Consider the following 21,146-nt stretch of genomic DNA (forward strand, 5'->3'; position numbering starts at 1 on the left):
TGCGGCTCCGCTTGATATCCTGGATCATTCAAATGAAGAGCAGCATGCGCTATAAGTGGATGCTGCTGCTTGTTCTCTTCTCCTTGACACCGCTGGTGGTCATGGGGATTATTTCTTTTTCCATCTCGAAATCTACCATTAATGACAAGGCCACCGAGTATTCGGAGCATCTGCTGGATCAAACCGCTGATAATCTCGATACGCGCTTGGGCATCTACAAGGATATGCTGATGCAGGTGCTGAACAATCATGAGATTGTGGGGATGCTGCGGGCCCTCGATGGGGCCGGTCCGGCCAGCTATGATGTGGATAGTCTGTCGCTGACGACGAAGCTGTCCACGATTGTGGCGATTAATCAGGATGTGCAGTCCATCTCCTTCGTATCGGATAAGCATTATATCAAAGGCATCTACCGCTGGAGCACGCGTACGCCCGCCGAGGTGGAGCCGTTCCTTGAGACCCTTACAGGCGGCAGCAATTTCCGCTGGTATCCGACCCGATACGGTACTTATGTGGATAGTCTCAATTCGCAGAGCACCCATGTCTTCTCCGTCGCCAAGCAGCTCTATAAAATATCCGATGACAGTCCCCTGAAGATTGTAGCGGTGCTGGATATCCGTGAGGATGTGATTAAGGAGCTGGTCTCCAAGGCGGTCAGCAACAACCGTGATCTGCAAAGCTTCGTGATCGATGGCGGAGGCAGGCTCGTCTCGTACCCGGACAGCGGGCTGATCGGCCGGAGCGTGAGCGAGGTGCTGGGTCAGACCGGATATGAGCAGCTCGTGCGTACCGGACAGGAGGAAACGAGATTCCCGCTCGCTTACAAGGGAGACAGTCTAATCGTGAATGCCAAGAAGCTGCATACGAATGACTGGGTGGTTGTGAATGTGATCTCCAAGGCTGCGCTGTTTCAGGATTCCAACCGTCTTCTGCAGATTTTCATCTTCGTCGGGCTGCTCTGCATTGTGTTCTCCGTTATTGCTGCACTAGTGCTGGCGAATTCAATTACGAACCCGATTCTAAAAATGATCCGGCTGATGCGCCAAGTCATGTCCGGTGAGCTCAGCGTGCGCTACAAAGCGAAAAGCAGACATGACGAGATTGATATCCTCGGCGATAATTTCAACACGATGGTGATACAGATCGACGGACTGCTTAAGGCGGTATATCTGGAGCAGGAGCAAAAACGGATGGCAGAGCTGAAGGCGCTGCAGGCGCAGATTAACCCCCATTTTCTATACAACACGCTGGATATTATTAAATGGACGGCACTCATTCAGAAGGCTCACAACGCGGCAGAGATGGTCAGCTTGTTGTCGCGTCTGCTCAGGATCAGCCTGGGCCGGGGGGAAGAGACGGTGACGGTGGAGGAAGAGATCGAGCATGTCCAGTGTTATCTGGGGATTCAGAAATTCCGCTTCAACTTCAATATTGACACCGTGGTTGAGATAGATGAAGATGTGCGCAACCTGCGGACACCGAAGCTGATTCTTCAGCCGATTGTGGAGAATGCGATCATCCATGCTTTTGGAGAGATGGAGTCCGGCGGGATCATCCGCATCACTTGCACCAAGGCGGCGGGCAATCTGCTGTGGTTCGAGGTCACGGACAACGGCAAAGGCATGGACCCGGCGCTGGCCAGCAGTCTGCTAGACGGGGAAGCAGGGGAAGAGGAGAAGCCGGGGGGCATCGGGCTGGCGAATGTGGATGAACGGGTCAAGCTGATTTGTGGCAAAATGTACGGGATCGAAATTCACAGTGAGCCGGGCACAGGTACGACGATACGGGTCAAGCTGCCGCTCATGACAGATGATATAAGGGGGAACCTCTGATATGTACCGGGTCATTATCGTAGAAGATGAATTTATCGTGAGATATGGCATCCGGTCGATGATTGAATGGGAAGCCATCGGGATGGAGGTCACCGGAGAGGCCGGGAATGGCCGGGAGGCGCTGGAGCTGATGGCCGCCGGACTGCCCGACATCCTGATTACGGATATCAAAATGCCTGTCATGGACGGCATTGAGCTGATTGCCGAGGTGCGTAAGCTGTCCCCGGACCTGAAGATTCTTATCCTCAGTAACCTGGAGGATTTCCAGTATGCCAAGGAAGCGATCAGGCACAGCGTATCCGATTATATTATCAAATCGGATATGATGCCGCGTGACTTCGAGCAGGTACTGCTGAAGCTGAAGCAAGGACTGGATGAAGCGCTGAAGCCTGTGCTGGTTCATGCCGCACCTGTACAGGCGGAGGCCGTAGCTGTGCACAAGGAGAGTCTGCTGCTGGAGCTGCTGGAGCGTGGGGCAGTCCATGGGCTGGAGGCCAGCCGTGAGGCGCTTGTGAAGGCGGGGCTGGCCGGGGTGCCGCCGCTCTATCTGCTGCATGTGGTGCCGGGCAGTGGCTCTGAGCTAAGGTACGCCCGGGGTGCGGCCGCTATCCGTAGCGTTCTGGCAGAGCTCTGGCAGGATGCTGCCTTTGGGTACGAGTTGATCCCTGACAGGCAGGGCGCCGTTCAATTGATCGTGACTGCCGGGATGAACGGGCAGGCGGACGGCCCGGCTGTTCTCGGGCGCTTGCGGAGCTTGGGGGAAGAGCTCATTCAGCGCTTGTGCGAACAATACGGCTGGACAGTGACCATCGGTATTAGCGGGCCTATAGAGCAGTGGGGAGCGCTCAAGGACGCTTATGAAGAGGCCGCCGGAGCTGCCGGGATGAAGCTGTTCTTGGGGACCGGGCGTGTGCTGGTTCACGGGAGTCCGGAGCTGCTGGCGCAGGAGGGGCCTGGGGCGCAGGGGACACAGCTCCAAATGGCACAGCCTCAAGCGCAACAGACTCATATCCATAGATCGCACCCTGACGCAACGCAGCTTCAGCCGCAGGCTCAATCGCTTCAAATCAGCAGTCTGCAGATTCAGTCGATGGTCTATGCATTCCAGTCCAGGGAGCTGGAAGCATACCTGGAGCAGCTATTCGGACAGCTTGCCATGCGCCGGGATGCTGAGCTGGTGCAGATTATTACGCTGGAGCTGCTGATGATTCTAACCACTCTGTGGCCGGATGTGTCAAGAGACGCCGAGCAGGTGCTGGAGCTGAAGAAGCAGTATTTCGACGAGCTGTCGAAGCTGGAGACGCTGGAAGAGAACCGTTTATGGTTCCTGCAGGCTTTTCAGGCGCTTATTTCGCATATGAAAGAGATGTATAATAGCGACCGTAACAGCATTATTAAGGCGACCCAGTATATTCAGCAGTATTATCACCAGGAGATCACGCTGCAGTCGATCAGCCGTTTGGTCCATCTCAGTAAGAACTATTTCGCCAATTTGTTCCGCAAGGAAGTGGGGGAGAGCTTCCTCGAATATCTCACCCGCATCCGCATCGAGAAGGCCATGACGCTGCTGACAGGAGAGCTGAAGGCCGGGGACGTAGGCAGCCTGGTCGGTATCCAGGACCCGAAATATTTCTCCAAGGTGTTCAAAAAAATTACCGGCCTGTCTCCCTCGGAATTTCGCGCACTGGCCCGGAAAGAGCAGTGAGGCGGGGGCCGGCGGAACTAACTGAAAGCGATTGCATATTTTAGGAGGGGCTGGGAGAGGATGGACTGCAAACCATGCCACTCCTTTTTTGCTGTGGTGAAACAGTGGAAAGACAGAGGCAAGAGTATTGACAAAATAGCACTCGTTAGTGATAATGATAATTGTTATCAATTAAATACATACATACTGGGGAGACAAGAGATATGAGAAAAGGGATTCACGTACTATTGATTATGATGACTTTTATCCTGGTGCTGGCAGGTTGCGGTAAGGCAGCTACTGCACCGGAACCGAGCAAAGAGACTGTTTCCGGCGGTGCGCCTGCTGAAGAGACTGCTGGTCCGATTACGGTGCAGCATAAGCGTGGAGAGTTTACACTGGACAAGCCTGCTATACGTGTTGTCACGTTGGAATGGACGTATACAGAGGATGTTGTTGCCCTGGGGGTTCAGCCTGTCGGCAATGCCGATAATGCAAACTATAAAGTGTATGTAACCGATGAAGCTGCTCTGGATGACAGCGTAACCGATATCGGAACACGCAGTGAACCGAATATGGAGGCTATTGCTGCACTCAAGCCGGATCTGATTATTGCTAATGCGGACAACAATAAGAATGTGTATGATCAGCTGAACGCGATTGCTCCAACGCTCGAATTTGATCCATACGATGGTGAAGGCTATAACTATGATAAGATGACGACCATTTTTAATACCATTGCAGCCGTTCTGGGCAAAGAAGATCAAGCGAAGGAAGTTCTGAGCGGTCTGGATCAGCACTATGCGGATGCCAAAGCAAAGCTGGCTGCAGCCGGTAAAGAAAATTTCCACTATGTTTTGACACAGGCATTCACCTATCAAAACGCGGCTTCCTTGCGGATGTTCTCGGATAATTCGGTCGTAGCAGGTACCCTGAACAAGATCGGCATGGTCAATGATTGGCAGCCGGACAAGCTTGAAAATTACGGTTTCTCTACTGTGGGCATCGAATCCTTATCCGCTGTACAGGACAGTAGTTTTATCTATATTACACAACCGGATGATGACGTGTTTGGAACGGCGATGAAGAATAATTCAGTATGGAACGGTTTGAACTTTGTGAAGGAAAAACGGACGTACCAGTTGGGGAGTACCACATGGACCTTTGGCGGACCGGTTTCTTCCAAAGTGCTGGTTGACGGTGTAGTTGAGGCGATTACCAAATGAGCTCGCTTCAAGGAGCCAAGCCAGCAGTGAGCTGGCGTATGTTAAGCATCTATGGGGGCGGTCTGACCGCCCTTATCGTGCTTTTTTTTGTAAGTTTATGTTATGGTGAGGCCGCCATTTCTTTGCAGGACGTCTGGGGTGCGCTTACGAACAGACAAGGGACGCTTGAGCATAATATGATCTGGGATTTGCGTATGCCGCGTACCGTTATTGGCATTCTTGCCGGTGGAGCGCTTGCTGTTGCTGGAGCATTGCTGCAGACGATTACGCGAAACCCGCTGTCTGCTTCAGACACGCTTGGTATCAATGCCGGGGCTTACTTTGTCGTTGTGCTCGGCGCTATTCTTTTTCCGGGGGTACTCAGTCAGTCGCCATTTCTTTTTGCTGCCATGGGTGGCCTGTTCGCTGCGTTTGCCGCTTATTTTATGGGTGGCGGACGGAAATCCACTCCGGTAAGACTGGCATTGTCCGGTATGATTGTGTCGATGATACTGGGTTCATTTACGAGCGCATTACATATTTTTTACTCCATGGAGACACAGGGGTTATTTCTGTGGGGTTCAGGGACACTTGTTCAAAATGACTGGACGGGTGTTCAATATGCCTGGCCGTGGGTTACGGGAGTAACGCTGCTCGCGCTGCTTTTGTCCAAGCAATGGGATATGCTGGAGCTGGATGAATCTACTGCTTCCTCGCTCGGCCAGAGAGTTGGACTTGCCCGGGCGGGCGGACTCATCATTGCGGTTATTCTGGCTGCTGTGATTGTCAGTGTCATTGGCCCCATCGGCTTTGTCGGTCTGGTGGCTCCACATTTGGTCCGTCTGAGTGGTGTGCGCTCCAATCGGCTGTTGATCCCTGGTGTATTCATCTGGGGGGCAGCGCTGCTGGTTGGGGCGGATGTGCTTGCCAAAATGATACACAACTCCAGCATGGAGCTGCCAACAGGTGCGGTTATGGCCATCATTGGTGCGCCTTGGCTGATTTGGCTGGTGCTTACCCGCATGAAAGCCGGGAATGGCGGGGGCATGACCACATCTATGAGCACTGGCGGACGTGTGCGCCGCTTCGCCTTCATGCCGCTGGCTATTCTTTTCTCAGCGATTACGATTCTGTTGCTGTTGCTTAGTACGATGTTTGGCGGAATGCGTATTCCTCTAGCAGAGCTGCTGCCAAGCCTGTTCCAGTCCGATGGCATGTTCTCTACACTTGTGCAGCTTCGCATCCCGCGAACGCTGGTGGCTGCAGGGTCAGGGGCTGCTCTCGCCGTCAGCGGTGTACTGATCCAGATGGCAGTGCGTAATCCGCTGGCTGATGCTTCCATTGTCGGAGTATCTTCGGGTGCAGGGCTGGGAGCAATGATGGTGTTCATCCTCTGGCCTGGTCTGCCGATGTATATGCTGCCTGCTGCGGCTATCGCGGGCGCAGCCCTTGCGGCAGCCGTTGTATTTTCGCTCTCATGGACCAAAGGCTTGAATCCATCCGCAGTTGTACTGCTGGGGATTGCCATGTCAGCTATAGCTGGTGCGGGCATTCAAATTCTGATTGTACGCGGAGCCGTCTACGGCAGCAGCGGTTACATCTGGCTTACAGGCAGTACGTATGCCCGTACATGGGAACAGGTCAAGGTCATTGGCCTCTTCCTGCTGATTCTGATTCCGGTCGCCTGGTGGCTTGCCCGCAGATTCGAGCTGCTGGTGTTTGATGACAACAGCGCTTCCGGGCTTGGCATGAACGTACGGCGTACCCGCCTGCTCGCGATGGCAACGGGTGTTTTGCTTGCGGCTGGCGCCGTCGCTTGTGTAGGTACGGTCGGATTTATCGGTCTGATTGCACCGCATATGGTCCGGCTGTTAACAGGCCACAAGCTGAGACAGTCCATGTTCCTGTCGGCACTGGCCGGGGCCGTTCTGCTGGTGCTCGCCGATACGATAGGCAGAACGGTAATGGCTCCAACCGAAATACCGTCAGGTATTCTGATTGCAATCATAGGCACACCCTACTTCCTGTACCTGATGTACCGTTCGAATTGGCGCAAAGCGGTCAAATAAAAAAAGCACAAAACCCTACTGTAGCATTGTGAATATGACCATTACCGGACTTTAACATGCCAGCGTCTCATTCGCAGAGCAGTCATTCAGATGCTGTAGGCGCAGGAACGATAGTAACTGCAGTTTATACAATAGAATGCTGTAAAAAAGGCGTCGAAATAGAATCTATTGTATTCCGTACAATTGAATGTTGAAAAAGGGCTATTTTTCACCCAAAACCCAACATTCTACTGTATGAACTACAATAGAATCTCATTTTATGGTCAGCTATGCGTTTTCTATTGTAGGAAATACAATCACCTATTGGAATGTAAGAGCAGAAATCGGTAACGGGTGCAGGATCAGTCCAATATCAGCTCTATGTTCAGGCTCCAGCCTTTAACATCCCTGAGCTTCAATCTTACAGGTTTAAAGCTGATGCTTTAGTGGGTATCTTAATCTCATTTATGGAATAAAATTACTTATTTAATTCAGGTGCTCCACTAGATCAGTTGAAGGAACTAGTGGAGCTGAAAGTGGGCTATATGGTGAAATCAGAGGAATTAAGGAGGAGAGGATGAACAAAATAAAATCAATGTTGCCGGCCCATCCACGCGCTCAACGGCCCGCCCTCCGGCCTGCTTTCCTGCCTGCTGCTCTGCTGTTAAGCCTGCTCCTGATCACAGGCTGCACAGACCTCTCTTCCGGGGACCCGGAGCCCCCGGAGCCCAGAGCGCCGGTCACGGTGTCCTTCTGGAATCCGTTTGGCGGAGGGGAAGGCGAGTTCGTGGAGCGGATCATCCGCGATTACAACGCTTCGCAGCCTGAAGTATTCGTCAAGCAGCTCAGGCTGGAATCGAACGAATATTATGCGCGGCTCCGCACCGCTCTGTCCTTCGGCAAGGGGCCGGATGTGGCGGTCATCCATGCCGACCGGCTGTCGCCGTTCATCAAGGCGAAGCAGATCACTCCGCTGGATAATCTCGCTGTACAAGCCGGATTCCAGTTTAGCGGCATCAGGGAACAGAATCTCCGGAGTGTCAGCTATGAAGGGCAATACTATGCAGTGCCTCTGGATACCCACTTCCATATGCTCTATTACAACAAAACAATCCTGGCGAAGGCTGGCGTCTTATCTCCTGACGGGCAGCCGCTGCTTGAAGCGGACACGCCAGAGGGATTCATCCGCCTGCTGCGGCAGATCGCGGAACGGGTGCCGGGTGTGCAGCCTATGGCGGTCAATACGCCCTATTTCCAGGAATCCTTCCTTGATCTGTATTATCAGGCGGGCGGGGAACTGCTTAGCCGGGACGGGAAGCGGGCCGCCATCTATAATGAGAAATCCGTGCAGGTGCTGAGCTTCTATCAGCGGCTGTTTGACGAGGGATTAAGCGACCTGGGCGATAATACGCCCTGGGATTCTTTTGACAAAGGGCAGGCGGGCTTGTGGTTCGGCGGGGTATGGGAGGCGGGCCATCATCTGGACAATAAGGCACAGGATATCGGTATGATGCCGCTTCCGCCTGTCTTCGGCAGCAACGGTCAGTGGGGAAGCTCCCACACGCTTGTAATCCCAGCCTATGTGAACGGAGAGCAGCGCGAGGCTGCCATGGACTTCATGAAATACTTCTCAGAGGTGGGGAGTATGATCTGGGGCGAAGCAGGACATGTCCCGGCGAATCTTATGATAGAACAGAGCAGGACATACCGCGCCCTGCCCTACCGGGAGCTGTTCATTCAGGCCAGAGACCAGGTGAAACCGGCACCGCAGACAGATAAATATGCGGCGCTGTTCACGGCCGTGTCCGAGGAGCTGCAGCATATCGTCCACAGCCGGATTCAGCCGGAAGCAGGACTTCAGCAGCTGGAGGAGCGTCTGAACGAGATTCTGGCGAACTAGGAGATCAGCTCCGGGACCGGGCAGAAGCGGGGATTCGCGGCACACATCGCTTTGGTGAATTCCGGCCGTGTCTGCCTCAGCACAGCGAAATAACTGCGGATCACATGGTTTAGCTCAGGGCTTCCATTCTGGAAGGACAAGGATTTAAGAGTCTTAACATGTGCGTAATAGTATTTGGTGTTCGACTTGGGCACCTTGAACACGGTTGGCGGGACATACGTAGTGACGTCAAACAGATTGGCATAGCGGTAGCTGCTGCGGACATACTTACTGAACGCTCTGGCAAAATCCGGGTCGCCGACGCGCGGAGAACCGTAAGTATATAGCCGCGGGACGTTGAAGGCGGAATTCGCAGCGATATCCAGTGCACACAGGGTGGCGAGCGCCCCGCCCAGGCTATGGCCTGTTACATATAGCGTCTTCTCCGGGGACAAGGTGCCAAGCACGGAGAGAATGGCATCCCGGGCGGAAGCATAGATATCGGTGAACCCTCTGTGAGTCAGGCAGGGTTCTTTGATGTATTTGAATTTTTTTTGCGCGGCATTGATGTTGGAGAGCCAGTCATTGGTGGAGATGCTGCCGCGCCAGGCCACAACGATCTCCTGCGAAGATTCCAGAATGAAGCCGAACAGCTCCCAGACATTCCCCATCGATTTCGCCTGGAAGCTGTGCACGGCCGAGAAGCCCTCCGGTACCACGAATGCCCCTTCTGCATTGTCGAATTGAGTGTAGGTCTGCCCGCAGACCGCCGCCAGAAAAACCGCCCATTCCGCCTCACCTGTCACGGTACTCATTTTCGCATCCCGCCTTTCTTTTGAAACGATACCGTCCTTAAAAAAGGACGGCATAGCTGTTTCCACTTTATATCTGTGTATGATCGGAAGGCGGGATTGGTGCCTAGCGGGCAGCGGGATCCGGCTCAAGAGAACGTCAGCCACTCGCAATGGTCTCGAAATCCACCTGTGTCAACTGCCGGGAGACCTCCCACAGTCTGGATGCGGCAGCCCGGTCCAGCGCTTGCGGAGCCATCTTGCCGGGCTTCGGCAGGCCTCTGGTTTCTGAGAGTCGGCCGGGACCGTAATAGACTCCGGCCTTGGCATCCGGTGATGTGGCGGCAAACAGTGCAGGCAGTGCTCCCTGGGCCGCCGGCTGGAACAGGATTGGCCCAAGCAGCCTGCGGAGAATGCCGGGAGCACTGTTCGGGCCTGCGCCATTCAGCAGCAGATCCGTACGTGAGATACCCGGGTGAACCGGTATGCTGAGCAGGTTCCATCCGGCCAGGTCACTGCGGCGCTGCAGCTCCAGAGCGAACATAATCATCGCAATTTTGGATTGGGCGTAAGACTGCCCGGCCTGATAACGGCGTTCAAATTGCAGGTCGTCAAAATGAATGGAGCCACTCCGGTGGGCAATACTGCTTAGACTGACTACCCGCGGCTGCTTTGCTTTGCGCAGCAAGGGCATCAGGTACGCAGTGAGCGCGAAATGTCCAAGGTAATTCGTACCGAATTGCAGCTCGAACCCGTCTGCGGTGACCTGGCGTACAGGCGGAGTCATGACTCCCGCATTGTTAATCAGAAGATCAAGACTGTGCCGCTGAGCATGCATTCTTGTGCCGAATGCCTGCACTGAAGCCAGACTGGCAAGATCCAGCAGCTCGAAACGGATGTTGGCTGAAGGCACACTGCCGGAGATCCTTTTAACCGCTTCGGCTCCCTTCGCAGCATTCCGGCCCGCCAGGATAACCTCTGCCCCGTGCCGTGCCAGCTCAAGTGCAGTTTCGTAGCCGAGTCCACCTGTACCGGTAACAACGGCCGAACGCCCCTGCTGGGATGGAATCTGGGCAGCCGTCCATGTAGGGAATTTGTCCATTTTATGTTCTCTCCTTTGGTTTTCCGCCAGGTGCTTCAATACATAGTTGACCCGCCGTTTGTTATACTCCATGCTAATACTTAGAGATTTATCGAAGTCAAGCCGTCTTTGAAAACCCAGGGTGAGGTGAGAGCTGATGTACAGTATCAATGAGGTAGCGGCGATTTGTGAGGTAACGGCGCATACACTCCGCTTTTATGATAAGGAAGGGCTGATGCCGTTTGTCGGACGCAATGAGGCGGGGAACCGGAGCTTCTCGGAGGGGGATCTGCTTCTGGTTAAAGTCATCTGCTGCCTGAAAAACAGCGGTATGCCTATTAAAGAGATCAAAAGGTATATTGAACTGGTGATGGAAGGCGACAGCACCCGGGAAACGCGTCGCGGGATGATGATTGCACACCGGAAGGAAGTGCTGCGGCAGATGGAGGAACTGAAGAAAAGTCTGAACATTATTGATCTGAAGGTGGCCATGTACGAGACCCATAATATGGACTTGCTGCGGGAGATTTAGGGGCTGGACAGTTAGAGTAATCTCTAACTGATCGACAAGTGAATGTAACTCAGAATAAGGCGCAACGAAAGTGTGTGTTGGTATCAAAGGAGCAATCGAAATGGTCGAGGAACGTATCCTGCTTGGGGAGATAAGCATTAACGCTAAGTATTCTTTAAAAGACAAGCCTGTCCTCCTGTTGCTTCATTTCAGCGGCGGAAACCTGCATATGTGGGATGGAGTTCTCCCGCAACTGGAACAGGATTACAGCATCCTTGCACCGGATCTCCGGGGACACGGCCGGTCGGACAAGCCGGAGACTGGCTATCACATTGACGAGATGGCAGAGGATATGTATCAGTTACTAAGGCATTTGCAGGTGGACAAGTGCCACGTAGCAGGAAGCTCGATGGGGGCACAGGTAGCGGTCAGTCTGGCGGCATCCCATCCCGAGCTTGTAGCGTCCCTGGTGTGCGAAGGTGCGCTGAATAACGAATTCGGCGCATATGGTCTATTTGACGGCACGGCGGAAGAGGTGGAGCAGAGGAAAGTGCAGCTCCGGGCAGAACTGGAGGAATGTAAGGAACCGTGCTATGACAGCGTTGAATCATATGTAGCCCAGCAGAGGGATGAGCTGACTGCGGAGGGCCTGTGGAATGAATATTTCTGTGCGTTCTATACGCATAGCCTGGAGCAGCATCCAGACGGTAAGTATATCTATTGTTATCCGAACTGTATCAGAATCGAATACATAGAGAAGTATTGGGAGCTGACTTTTGAACACTATTATCAGAAAATACAGTGCCCGGTGCTGTTCCTGCCCAGTGAGGCGGAATGGAACGATGAACGGGTCCGCAGCAGTCTGAATGCCTTCACAGCGCTGCTGGACAGCTATGAAATTGCGCTGATCCCGGATTCGCTTCATGCGTATGTCTGGATGCAGCTTCCGCTTCAGGCGGGTGAGGCTGTGCGGAATTTCCTCGGCAAGCAGCGCTAACCCCTAGCTATACACAAAAGAAGCCCGGTTAAGGGAGATCCCCCAAACCGGGCTTCTTGCCGTTACTCGCTCACAGGCTCATCTTCCACCGGGCGGTCAGTCAATTGCGTCACATAGCTGTCGGACATGCGGAGCAGCTCCAGCGCCCGGGTGAATTCATCCTCCGTCGATTGAGTCAGATCTGTTCCGTTACCGGACAGGGTGTAATGCTGGCCGTCCTCGAACCCGCTGCCTGACAGAAACAGCTCTTCATTATTAACGAAGGAGCCCGTAGGGAGATAATAGCGCTGCGGCAGCAGGTTGTATGCTGTCTGATTAAGCAAATCCTGTCCGAAGTGGATATGATAGTCCAGCGGGACCCCGAGCAGATTTGCAACGGTCGGCAGAATGTCTACCTGGCCGCCTAATTGCTCCTTCAGTGCCGGGGTCGTAACACCAGTAGCTGAGATGATGAGCGGAACATTAATCAGATCACGCTCATTATAATCATGCTCCAGAATTTCCTGCAGCAGGACTTTATCCCCATCCTTCAGTGAGAAGATCGGGAGCCCCCGGTGATCGCCGTAAAGGACCACCACGCTGTTATCCCACACACCGCTGCTTTTAAGCTCTTCTATGAACTGACCCAGCGCATAATCCGCATAGTTCTCAGCCCGGATATAGTCGCCGACCAGCGTTCCCTCGTAACGTTCCGGCAAGGTCATCTTGTATTTGCTCTCCGGGATCGAGAACGGATTATGCGACGACATCGAGATGACATGGGCATAGAAGGGCTGTTCACGCTGATCCATCCGCGCAAGCTCGGCAGAGGTCTTGCTGTACAGGACTTCATCCGAGGAGCCATAGAAGACTGCATCCTCTTCGCCGAAGTAGGTTTTGTCGTAATATTGATTGAAGCCCAGTGCCTTGTACAGCTCCCCGCGGTTCCAGAATTCCACATTATTGGTATGGAAAGTCGCGGTATCGTAGCCTTGTGCCTCCAGCAGCTTCGGCAGACTCGGGAGCTCCTTCGGAGCATACTTATCTGTGGCCGGACCGTCCGGCGGCACATAAAAGGAAGTGTTGACGATGAATTCGGCATCTGAAGTATTGCCCTGGCCTACCTGCTGAAAGAACCGGGGGAAATAGTAGCTCTCGCCGGCAAGCTTATTCAGGTTAGGCGTGATTTCGGTTCCGTCCACCGACAGGTTGATCAGGAAATTCTGGAGCGACTCCATCTGCAGGATGATCAGATTCTTGCCTTTGGCAGCCCCGAACTGGACTGGATCAGCCTTCTGCTGGATGCCCTTCGTCATATCGATGCCGGCCTGGGAGATCTGCGCAGGGTCCATAGGCTCTTCAGCGGGTTCACGCAGCAGGGCGTAGGCTTCATAATTGAGAATGCCCATTTGCTCTGCCTTGACGTTCTCATTCATACTGGCTTTGTTGGGAAAGATATTCATCATACACAGCATAAGCGAGATGCAGAACAGGATAGCCACCGCCTTGCGGTTGCTGGGGCGGGACATGGAATGCTTCCAGGCGAGCGCTTTTTTGCGTCTGAGCATGATCAGGCTGATGATAATGATATCTACGAAGATAAGCATATATTGCGGATGCACGACGGCGAATATACTTTTTTTGACGGCGCCTACCTGCTTGACCTGACCGAAAACTTGGGACGTAGCAATCATTCCAAAATGATTATGATAGACGATGAGAGAGAAGAACAGTATGGTAATGAGCAGATTGACGAGCAGATAGATGGCGACCTTGTGCTTCGTGGCGAACCATTCGATGAGGCAGAACAGCAGCAGCACGAACGGGATTTCCTTCAGCCAGGTGGTCCAGGTCGGGCCGTCCTCGAATAAGTAATACCAGGCGAAATAACTCTTCACGAGCATGATCAGCGAGAAGAACAGAATCGACCTTTTTCGAAGCGAACGTGATTCCTTATAAGGCATTGCGTATGCGCATCCTTTTCTATATAATCCATTAATTCTATTACAGGGCCGAGTTCAAAATCAACCGGTATTTAAGGGCAGTTTAGTGAAAAATAAAGGTGAAAGTTCGCCGCATATACGTTATTCTCTAAGAAGCATCCGGGAAGTTGAACCGTTGATAAACGAAGCAGGAGGAACAATGATGACAAAAGAATTCTCGCGCCAATATACAGACAGTGTGAAGCAGGAGCTATTGAACAGACTCGGCCTGAAGCAGGTGTACTTCAAGGGACAGCAGGGCGAGGACCTGTTATATGAAGCAACGGGCTTTGACCGCGGCACCTCGCATAAATTTTGTGTCAGAACGCGGAAGGGCACCGTTGACGAATGGGTAGGCGGGAAGTGGATGAAGGTCCGCAGCTTCTCGATTGCCAGCAAACAGGAGGGATTAGAATGAGCAGCAATTCTCATTTGCAGTTACAGGTACAACCTTTGACAGAGATAGAGCATCTGAAGATTCACGGCAGAACGACCGGGGAGCTTAACCCGCTGACGTTATTCTGGACGGGCAGTGCGATAGAGGTGAACCTCCGGGCCTCCGAGCTGTGGCTTGAAGTGGAGTCTGGTTACGATCATCACGAGTCCTGGATCAGTATATTGATCAACTCCGTTCCCGTCAGCAGACAGATGGTGAATGCCGGAAGGCAATGGGTCTGCATATTCAGAGGAATGAACCCTGAGCGGGTGAAGAATATCCGGATTGTAAAAGAGGTTCAGGCGATGAGCGGCGACCCAGGCGCCTATCTCCAGTTCCATGCGGTCCGCACAGACGGCAGCTTCCTGCCTGTTGAAGCGAAGCCGTACCGGCTGGAGTTCATCGGTGACAGTATCACATCAGGTGAGGGTGTCATTGGTGCCAAAAGTGAAGAGGACTGGATTCCCGCCTGGTTCAGCGGCGTTCATAACTATACAGCGCTAACTGCTGAGGCCGTGCAGGCCGAATTCCGGGTGATCTCACAGAGCGGATGGGGCGTGCTCTCCAGCTGGGATAATAATCCGAAGGGCAATATCCCTGACATCTACGAGCAGGTCTGTGGTCTGCTGACCGGTCCCCGTAATGAAGCGCTTGGGGCTCATAAGATGAATGATTTTGCTGCCTGGCAGCCGGATGTGGTGGTAGTCAACCTGGGCACCAATGATGACGGCGCGTTCAACTCCCCGGAGTGGCTGGAGGAGGACACCGGGCGCATCTATAAGCAGCGGCTGAATGAAGACGGAAGCTATCATGAGGAGGATCTGGCCGCCTTCGAGGCCGCAGTCACGAGGTTCCTGGCGAAGCTGAGAAGCTATAACCCCGGAGCGCATCTTCTCTGGGTGTATGGGATGCTCGGCCTCTCCCTGATGCCGTCGATCTACCGTGCGGTGGATGGATACATGAGGTCAACGGGCGACAAGAACGTGTCGGTGTTCCAGCTGCCGAATACGACCAGCGAGACAGCAGGAGCGCGGACCCATCCGGGGCTGCCTGCCCATCAGCAGACAGCAGGGGAGTTAAGCGGCTATATCCGGGGACTTTTATCAGGGTCATGAATTAGGAGGCAAACCATTGAATGCTTATGTGTTATTAGCGTTAGCCATTGTGAGCGAGGTCTTCGGCAGCTCTATGCTGAAGGCATCGAACGGGTTCAAAAAGCTGCTTCCCTCCATTGCGGTGGCCGCCGGTATGGGCCTGGCGTTCTTCAATCTGTCGCTGGCGCTGAAGGAGATCCCTCTCGGGACAGCTTATGCCATCTGGTCCGGCGTTGGAACGGCGTTAACCGCATTGGTTGGCGTGCTGGTCTATAAGGAGCGTCTGAATGTGCGGAAAATAGCAGGCTTAATCCTCATCATCGGCGGTGTGGTTCTGCTGAAGCTGTCAACGGGGGTGTAGAAATGAGAGGTTATTTCACGCTAAGCATCGCTATTATTTCGGAAATCTTCGGTACGACTATGCTTAAGCTCTCCGATGGATTCAGCAGTGTGCTGCCGTCGATCGGAGTAGTGCTTGGAATGGGCCTGGCTTTTTACTGCTTATCGATTAGTCTTCGCACCATCCCTCTGAGCCTGGCTTATGCCATCTGGTCTGGCGTGGGGACAGCACTGACGGCGCTGATCGGCATCCTCATCTGGAATGATCCGTTCAATCTGCTCACCGGCATCAGTTTGCTGATTATCATCGGGGGGCTGGTGCTGCTGAATTCACCGGATAAGGCCGGACGGGAGAGCACCTCTGAAGTGAGCGGGAAGGAGTTACCCGAATGAGGAAAATGTACCTGATAGCTGCCGCATGGCTCACCTTGCTGTTACTGGCAGCATGCAGTAATGGGGCAGACAGCGGATCAGGCGGGAACATTGACGGTACCAGTCTCAGTGCGGGTCCGGCTGAGGGGACTGCTCTCCCTGCACCTGCTGCCAGATCGGATCAGCCGCAGAGCAGCAGCCAGCCCTACCTGGGCAAGGTCTATAAGGTTGTCGTAGATCCGGGGCACGGCGGGGAAGATCCCGGGGCAGTCTCTGTCAGCGGACGTATGGAGAAGGATTTCAATCTGGGCCTGTCAGAGAAAATCGCAGCCAATGTGGAGCAGGACCCGCAGCTTGAGATCCTGCTTACCCGGACCGGAGATGCTTTTATCTCCTCACAAGAGCTGTTCCGGCCCCAGTTCGCCAACAACCTGCCCGCAGACCTGTTCATCTCCATTCATGGCAATACCTATGAGGATGCATCGGCATCGGGTACAGAAACCTTTTATTATCATGAAGAATCCTTGGCTTGGGCCGAGACAATACATAAGCATGTCATTCAAGCTACCGGACTCAAAGACCGCGGCGTGAAGAAGGGGAATTTCTTCGTCCTGCGCGATACGGTAATGCCGTCGGTGCTGCTGGAGCTGGGTTATCTAACGAATCCCGGCGACGAGGCGAAGTTGTGGACCTTCGGGTTCCAGGAGAGCGTGGCCTCCGCTGTTGTGGATGCCGTTAGGGAGTATCTGGGCCTGGATTGATGGATCACTACGATGTCAAAATGCACAAGGAGAAGCCTATGAACCGGATTTTAATTCTCGGATCAGGAGGCCGTTAATATGGTGCAGGAACTGTCGGATGCTGCCCCGGCACAGCTGTTAATCTGAGGGGGAGGAAAGGGAGGTACACGATGAACCTGCTGGAAGATATGAATGCTGCACTCTTCTACATTGAAGAGCACCTGGATGACGAGATCGATGTAAAAGTGGCTGCGGGCTACGCGTTATGCTCGGAGTATCATTTTACACGGATGTTCTCCTTCCTGGCCGGTATCCCGCTCTCCGAATATATCCGCCGCAGACGTCTTACACTGGCTGCCTTCAAGCTGCAGGGGAGCCAGCACCGGATTATTGATGTTGCCCTGGAGTATGGATACACTTCGCCGGATGCATTCACAAAAGCCTTTCAGCAGCTTCACGGCGTAACGCCTTCAGAAGCAAGAACGGCAGGGACACCCCTGAAGGCCTTTCCTCGAATGACTTTTCAGTTAACTATCAGAGGAGGCAGTGAAATGAATTACCGCATTGAGGAGAAAGAGGCTTTTCGGATCGTTGGACTCAAGAAACGTGTAGCTATCCAGTTCAGTGGAGTGAACCCGGAGATCGCCGCCATGTGGCAGAGTTTGAATATGGAGATGATCGATGAGCTGAAGGGGCTGTCGAATATCATTCCGGCGGGAATGATCAGCGCATCGGTGAATTTCTCGGAAGGACGGATGGATGAACGCGGGGAGCTGGATCATTATATTGGTGTTGCCACCACTCTGGAAGCTCCGCCATCCTACGCCAAGCTTGAGGTTCCTGCGTCTACGTGGGCTGTATTTGAAGCAGTGGGGCCATTCCCGGACACACTTCAGAATATCTGGGGCCGGATCTACTCCGAATGGTTCCCTTCTTCCAATTATGAGCAGGTCGAGGGGCCGGAGCTTCTGTGGAATGAAGGCAAGGATACCGGCTCGCCAACTTTTAAAAGTGAAATATGGATTCCGGTGCGGGAAGTTAAGCGACCTTAATGGTGCACGTATTTAACCGGAGCGGATGGGTCTTCCTGTCAGAATGAATAATGCCTCCAATAATCGGGTAATGGTTGTCTAGCATAACTGACTAGGAGGCGTACTTCATGGAATGGACTTTGGAAGATGTGGAAGAGACGAGCCGGTTGCATCCGGAATCGTTTTATGTTCCCTCCAGACAGGAGCGGGAGTCACAGGGTACGGGGAGAATGGTGCGGCTGCATTTCATGCTGACGAACCCGGCCGAAGGGCAGCCGCGGGCTGAACGGATGTGGGTGGAGATTACCGGGCAAGATCCGGTTACCGGACGGTACACCGGCCTTTTGACTAATGTACCCGGGGTTATCCAGTCGTTGCGGGTGGGAGATTCGGTGGATTTCGAGCCAAGACATATTGCGCAGACGATCCTTCGAAAAGGGGACCCTGCATGGGTTGAAGCCGGTGAGAAGGCGGCTATGGTCACCAGGCAATGCTTGACCCCAGGCAGCAGTGTGCGCTGGATGTACCGGGAGGCCGCTACCCGTGAAGAAGACAGCGGCTGGCGGATGTTCACCGGAGAAGAAGATAACGCTTATCTGAGCGACCCGAAGAATACGGCCATCATGAATGTATATGATCTGATTGACCGGGACCCGAGCCTGCTGGAGCCCTTTAAGGGAGCTGTGGGTACAGCGTTTGAACGGAGCGGGCCGGACGCCGCTTGGGTAGAGGTGAAGAACTGGCGGTAAGCATGATATACTGGGCTGGCGGACACAGGTGACTGTGGCCCCGGCTTTTTTTCCGGAAAAGGGCAGGAGGGCAGATATACATAACAGGTAATTAGCTGAGAGGAAGGATTAGAATGATTGAATTACAGTTCAATCGAAGCCTGCTTGATTTCTTAGCTAATCCGGCCAATCACGCGAATTTCTATGATTTGTATTTCTCCTCCAATCAATGGCTTGCGCTGCTGAAAGAACCGTTGAAAGACAACACAGTAGAGCTCAGTAGAACACATTATAAGATGAACAGCAACGCTAAAGCTCCTGCTGATATCCAGGAAGACGCTGGAGAATTTGTTTTAACTAGAATCGATGAGCAATTGTTTGAACGCTACATTCGGGAGATGGACGATAGTTACCGGTTACTGTGGACTTCTGCTGAGACGTATCTGGACAAGGCCTTTGGTTATTGTTATTTGAACGAGAACGGGTTTTTAAGCGCTTGTAACACTTTTTATGTAGGTGGCGGCTATATTGAACCGGATATCATCACGCACAAGGAATACCGGAATCAAGGGTTGGCGTTCAGATTGTGTCAAGAATTCATAGCGCTTGGCCGTCAGCGGCAGCTGACAACGTATTGGGATTGCGATACCGGCAATACTGGCTCCAATCATCTGGCCGCTAAGTTAGGGCTGGTGAAGGTAGGCGAAGTTCCTATTCTGTGGTGGCATGAGAGTAAAGAAGTCATTGCGAAATATTTAGTCACTTACAACTATAGTACATAAGGGAGGCAGACAATTCATGGGAGGAACGAATGTATGGGATGCGGAGTGGGAGGTTAGCGAAGAGCAGGCGCGTACGCTGATCGGCAGACAATTCCCGCAGCTGTCCTCAAAGCAAGTGAAGCGACTAGGGTGGGGCTGGGACAATACGGTTTTTCTCATCGGTGAGGAGTACGTGTTCCGGTTTCCAAGAAGGACGTTTGCCGTTGGCGCGATTCGTATGGAAGGGAAGCTGCTGCCGAAGCTGGAGGCCTATTTGACCATCCCTTATCCGAAACCGTTGTTTTATGGGGAAGCAAGTGACGAATACCCGGCGCCATTTCTTGGCTATGCCCACGTGCCAGGAGATTTCCCAATTGGGTTGACGGACGAACGCCGGGCGTTATCGGCAGAGACGCTGGCGAAATTTCTGCGGAGATTGCATGAGTTTCCGGTGGAGACGGCGCTGAAGTGCGGAGTTCAGCAAGATCATCGAAGCCTGACGGACATCGCATCGCGCAAAGTGAAAATGGAAGGTTTTCTATCGAAGTTGGTTGAACACTTATCGCCGGCGGAGTCGGGTGTGATCGAAGCGTATATCAGCAGGCTGCAACAGGACCGTGTGGAGGAGGTAAATGTACTGCTGCATGGCGATCTTCATTTCAAAAATATGCTTGTGAATGAGAATGGGATCGTCTCCGGCATCATTGATTGGGGTGATCTGAGCGTAGGCCATCCGGCTTGCGATTTGAGCGTTGCTTATAGCTTTTTACCACCGTACGCCCGCGGCGTGTTTTTCGAAACGTACGGAGGAGCGGACGAGGACACGAAGCTGCTGGCGCGGCTGATGGCGGTATACATCCCCATGCTGATCTTCATGCAAGCGGTCGATGACGGGAATGAAGCGATTGCGGCAGAGGCGAAATCCAACATCATGCGGGCACTGTCGGATTAGGGTGGAGGTGACCAACTTGAGGCCCATATATTACTTACTGCTAGCCGTACTGCTCCTAGCTGGCTGTAACACGAATAAGGATACTCAACCTAACCCTGAGCAGCCGGAGCTATTGGGAGAGATGCCTGAAGAGATGCCTGCGGATTTCGATTTTCTCGTCCGGTACGGGTATGGGGAGGTCACTAAGAATGAGATCAATACGTATCACAATACCGTGGTAAAAGATCTGATCATGAACGGAACAGCCACAGCGGATATTACGCTGACCGAAGATGAAATGCGCAGCATCTATGAGCGGATGAGAGACATCCGTATCATGGGGAAGCTGGAGCTTGTGCCCCTTAAGCAGAGCTGCGCGGTAGTCCCTTACCAGGAAGACAGCTGGAGGATCACGGTAAATGGATTCACACGGAATTGGTCCTGGTCCGGCGAGAACTGTGAGCTGACCGAAGATGCAGAGCAGCTGCTGGAGCTGCGGACCTTCATCGCGGACATCGTAGCCGGTAAAGAAGAGTACCAGGCATTGCCCGAAGCTGAAGGCGGCTATGACTAAGGAGAACTGCATATAGAGGTACGCCTGCAAGCGTACTCCGCAAGTCCGATCCCAAGGGATCGGATTTTTGCTTTAATGGGATAGTGGAAACAGCAACCGGATAGAGTAGAAGGAGGTTTAAATTCAGTTTACATATGCCGGTTACTATCCT

General features: G+C 53.2%; 20 protein-coding genes. 17 read left to right on the forward strand and 3 right to left on the reverse strand.

Annotated elements, in window-relative coordinates; translation table 11 throughout:
• The first annotated feature begins 32 nt into the window (after positions 1-32).
• The 5 genes from NST04_RS16360 to NST04_RS16380 all read left to right on the forward strand — a co-directional run bounded on the left by NST04_RS16360 (position 33) and on the right by NST04_RS16380 (position 8,669).
• Complete coding sequence (locus NST04_RS16360; protein WP_341185101.1) at positions 33-1,832, forward strand: cache domain-containing sensor histidine kinase; 1,800 nt, start codon at positions 33-35, stop codon at positions 1,830-1,832.
• A gap of 1 nt (position 1,833) precedes the next feature.
• Entirely contained in the window at positions 1,834-3,537 is a 1,704-nt protein-coding gene (locus tag NST04_RS16365) for a response regulator (protein WP_341185102.1), read from the forward strand.
• A gap of 203 nt (positions 3,538-3,740) precedes the next feature.
• The gene (locus tag NST04_RS16370; protein ID WP_341185103.1) at positions 3,741-4,742 is read left to right on the forward strand and encodes an ABC transporter substrate-binding protein; all 1,002 of its coding nucleotides are present in this window, start codon (positions 3,741-3,743) and stop codon (positions 4,740-4,742) included.
• The gene (locus NST04_RS16375) at positions 4,739-6,790 is read left to right on the forward strand and encodes an iron ABC transporter permease (protein ID WP_341185104.1); all 2,052 of its coding nucleotides are present in this window, start codon (positions 4,739-4,741) and stop codon (positions 6,788-6,790) included. Before NST04_RS16370 ends, NST04_RS16375 begins: the two co-directional genes overlap by 4 nt.
• 556 nt (positions 6,791-7,346) lie before the next feature.
• Complete coding sequence (locus NST04_RS16380) at positions 7,347-8,669, forward strand: ABC transporter substrate-binding protein (RefSeq protein ID WP_341185105.1); 1,323 nt, start codon at positions 7,347-7,349, stop codon at positions 8,667-8,669.
• Here the strand turns inward: NST04_RS16380 and NST04_RS16385 are convergent.
• Both NST04_RS16385 and NST04_RS16390 read right to left on the reverse strand, forming a co-directional pair.
• Entirely contained in the window at positions 8,666-9,463 is a 798-nt protein-coding gene (locus NST04_RS16385; protein WP_341185106.1) for a lipase family protein, read from the reverse strand. The two genes, NST04_RS16380 and NST04_RS16385, sit on opposite strands and share 4 nt — an antisense overlap.
• A gap of 136 nt (positions 9,464-9,599) precedes the next feature.
• Entirely contained in the window at positions 9,600-10,541 is a 942-nt protein-coding gene (locus tag NST04_RS16390; RefSeq protein ID WP_341185107.1) for an SDR family oxidoreductase, read from the reverse strand.
• 136 nt (positions 10,542-10,677) lie between these two features.
• On the opposite strand from NST04_RS16390, the gene NST04_RS16395 reads away from it, so the two are divergent.
• Both NST04_RS16395 and NST04_RS16400 read left to right on the forward strand, forming a co-directional pair.
• Entirely contained in the window at positions 10,678-11,052 is a 375-nt protein-coding gene (locus tag NST04_RS16395; RefSeq protein WP_341185108.1) for a MerR family transcriptional regulator, read from the forward strand.
• Between the two features lie 100 nt (positions 11,053-11,152).
• A complete protein-coding gene (locus NST04_RS16400; protein ID WP_341185109.1) occupies positions 11,153-12,028 on the forward strand; it encodes an alpha/beta fold hydrolase in 876 nt (291 codons plus the stop codon).
• Positions 12,029-12,090: 62 nt separating this feature from the next.
• Here the strand turns inward: NST04_RS16400 and NST04_RS16405 are convergent, their stop codons facing one another.
• A complete protein-coding gene (locus tag NST04_RS16405) occupies positions 12,091-13,971 on the reverse strand; it encodes an LTA synthase family protein (RefSeq protein WP_341185110.1) in 1,881 nt (626 codons plus the stop codon).
• 181 nt (positions 13,972-14,152) lie between these two features.
• On the opposite strand from NST04_RS16405, the gene NST04_RS16410 reads away from it, so the two are divergent.
• The 10 genes from NST04_RS16410 (at position 14,153) to NST04_RS16455 (ending at position 20,995) form a co-directional block, all read left to right on the forward strand.
• Complete coding sequence (locus NST04_RS16410) at positions 14,153-14,407, forward strand: hypothetical protein (protein ID WP_341185111.1); 255 nt, start codon at positions 14,153-14,155, stop codon at positions 14,405-14,407.
• On the forward strand, positions 14,404-15,540 hold the full coding sequence (locus tag NST04_RS16415) for an SGNH/GDSL hydrolase family protein (protein WP_341185112.1): 1,137 nt from the start codon (positions 14,404-14,406) through the stop codon (positions 15,538-15,540). The genes NST04_RS16410 and NST04_RS16415 overlap by 4 nt, the downstream gene beginning before the upstream one ends.
• 16 nt (positions 15,541-15,556) lie before the next feature.
• A complete protein-coding gene (locus NST04_RS16420) occupies positions 15,557-15,880 on the forward strand; it encodes a DMT family transporter (protein ID WP_341185113.1) in 324 nt (107 codons plus the stop codon).
• Positions 15,881-15,882: 2 nt separating this feature from the next.
• The gene (locus tag NST04_RS16425; RefSeq protein ID WP_341185114.1) at positions 15,883-16,251 is read left to right on the forward strand and encodes a DMT family transporter; all 369 of its coding nucleotides are present in this window, start codon (positions 15,883-15,885) and stop codon (positions 16,249-16,251) included.
• Positions 16,248-16,991 (forward strand): N-acetylmuramoyl-L-alanine amidase family protein, encoded by a 744-nt coding sequence (locus NST04_RS16430; RefSeq protein ID WP_341185115.1) that lies wholly within the window; start codon positions 16,248-16,250, stop codon positions 16,989-16,991. Before NST04_RS16425 ends, NST04_RS16430 begins: the two co-directional genes overlap by 4 nt.
• A 149-nt stretch (positions 16,992-17,140) precedes the next feature.
• Entirely contained in the window at positions 17,141-18,022 is an 882-nt protein-coding gene (locus tag NST04_RS16435) for an AraC family transcriptional regulator (protein ID WP_341185116.1), read from the forward strand.
• A gap of 107 nt (positions 18,023-18,129) precedes the next feature.
• Positions 18,130-18,750, forward strand: coding sequence for a DUF2185 domain-containing protein (locus NST04_RS16440; RefSeq protein ID WP_341185117.1), 621 nt, complete (start codon positions 18,130-18,132; stop codon positions 18,748-18,750).
• A gap of 113 nt (positions 18,751-18,863) precedes the next feature.
• The gene (locus NST04_RS16445; protein ID WP_341185118.1) at positions 18,864-19,511 is read left to right on the forward strand and encodes a GNAT family N-acetyltransferase; all 648 of its coding nucleotides are present in this window, start codon (positions 18,864-18,866) and stop codon (positions 19,509-19,511) included.
• 16 nt (positions 19,512-19,527) lie between these two features.
• The gene (locus NST04_RS16450; RefSeq protein ID WP_341185119.1) at positions 19,528-20,442 is read left to right on the forward strand and encodes a phosphotransferase; all 915 of its coding nucleotides are present in this window, start codon (positions 19,528-19,530) and stop codon (positions 20,440-20,442) included.
• Between the two features lie 7 nt (positions 20,443-20,449).
• Complete coding sequence (locus NST04_RS16455; protein ID WP_445667898.1) at positions 20,450-20,995, forward strand: hypothetical protein; 546 nt, start codon at positions 20,450-20,452, stop codon at positions 20,993-20,995.
• Positions 20,996-21,146: the final 151 nt, after the last annotated feature.

The sequence above is a fragment of the Paenibacillus sp. FSL H7-0756 genome (assembly GCF_038006765.1).
Lineage (GTDB): Bacteria > Bacillota > Bacilli > Paenibacillales > Paenibacillaceae > Paenibacillus_AQ.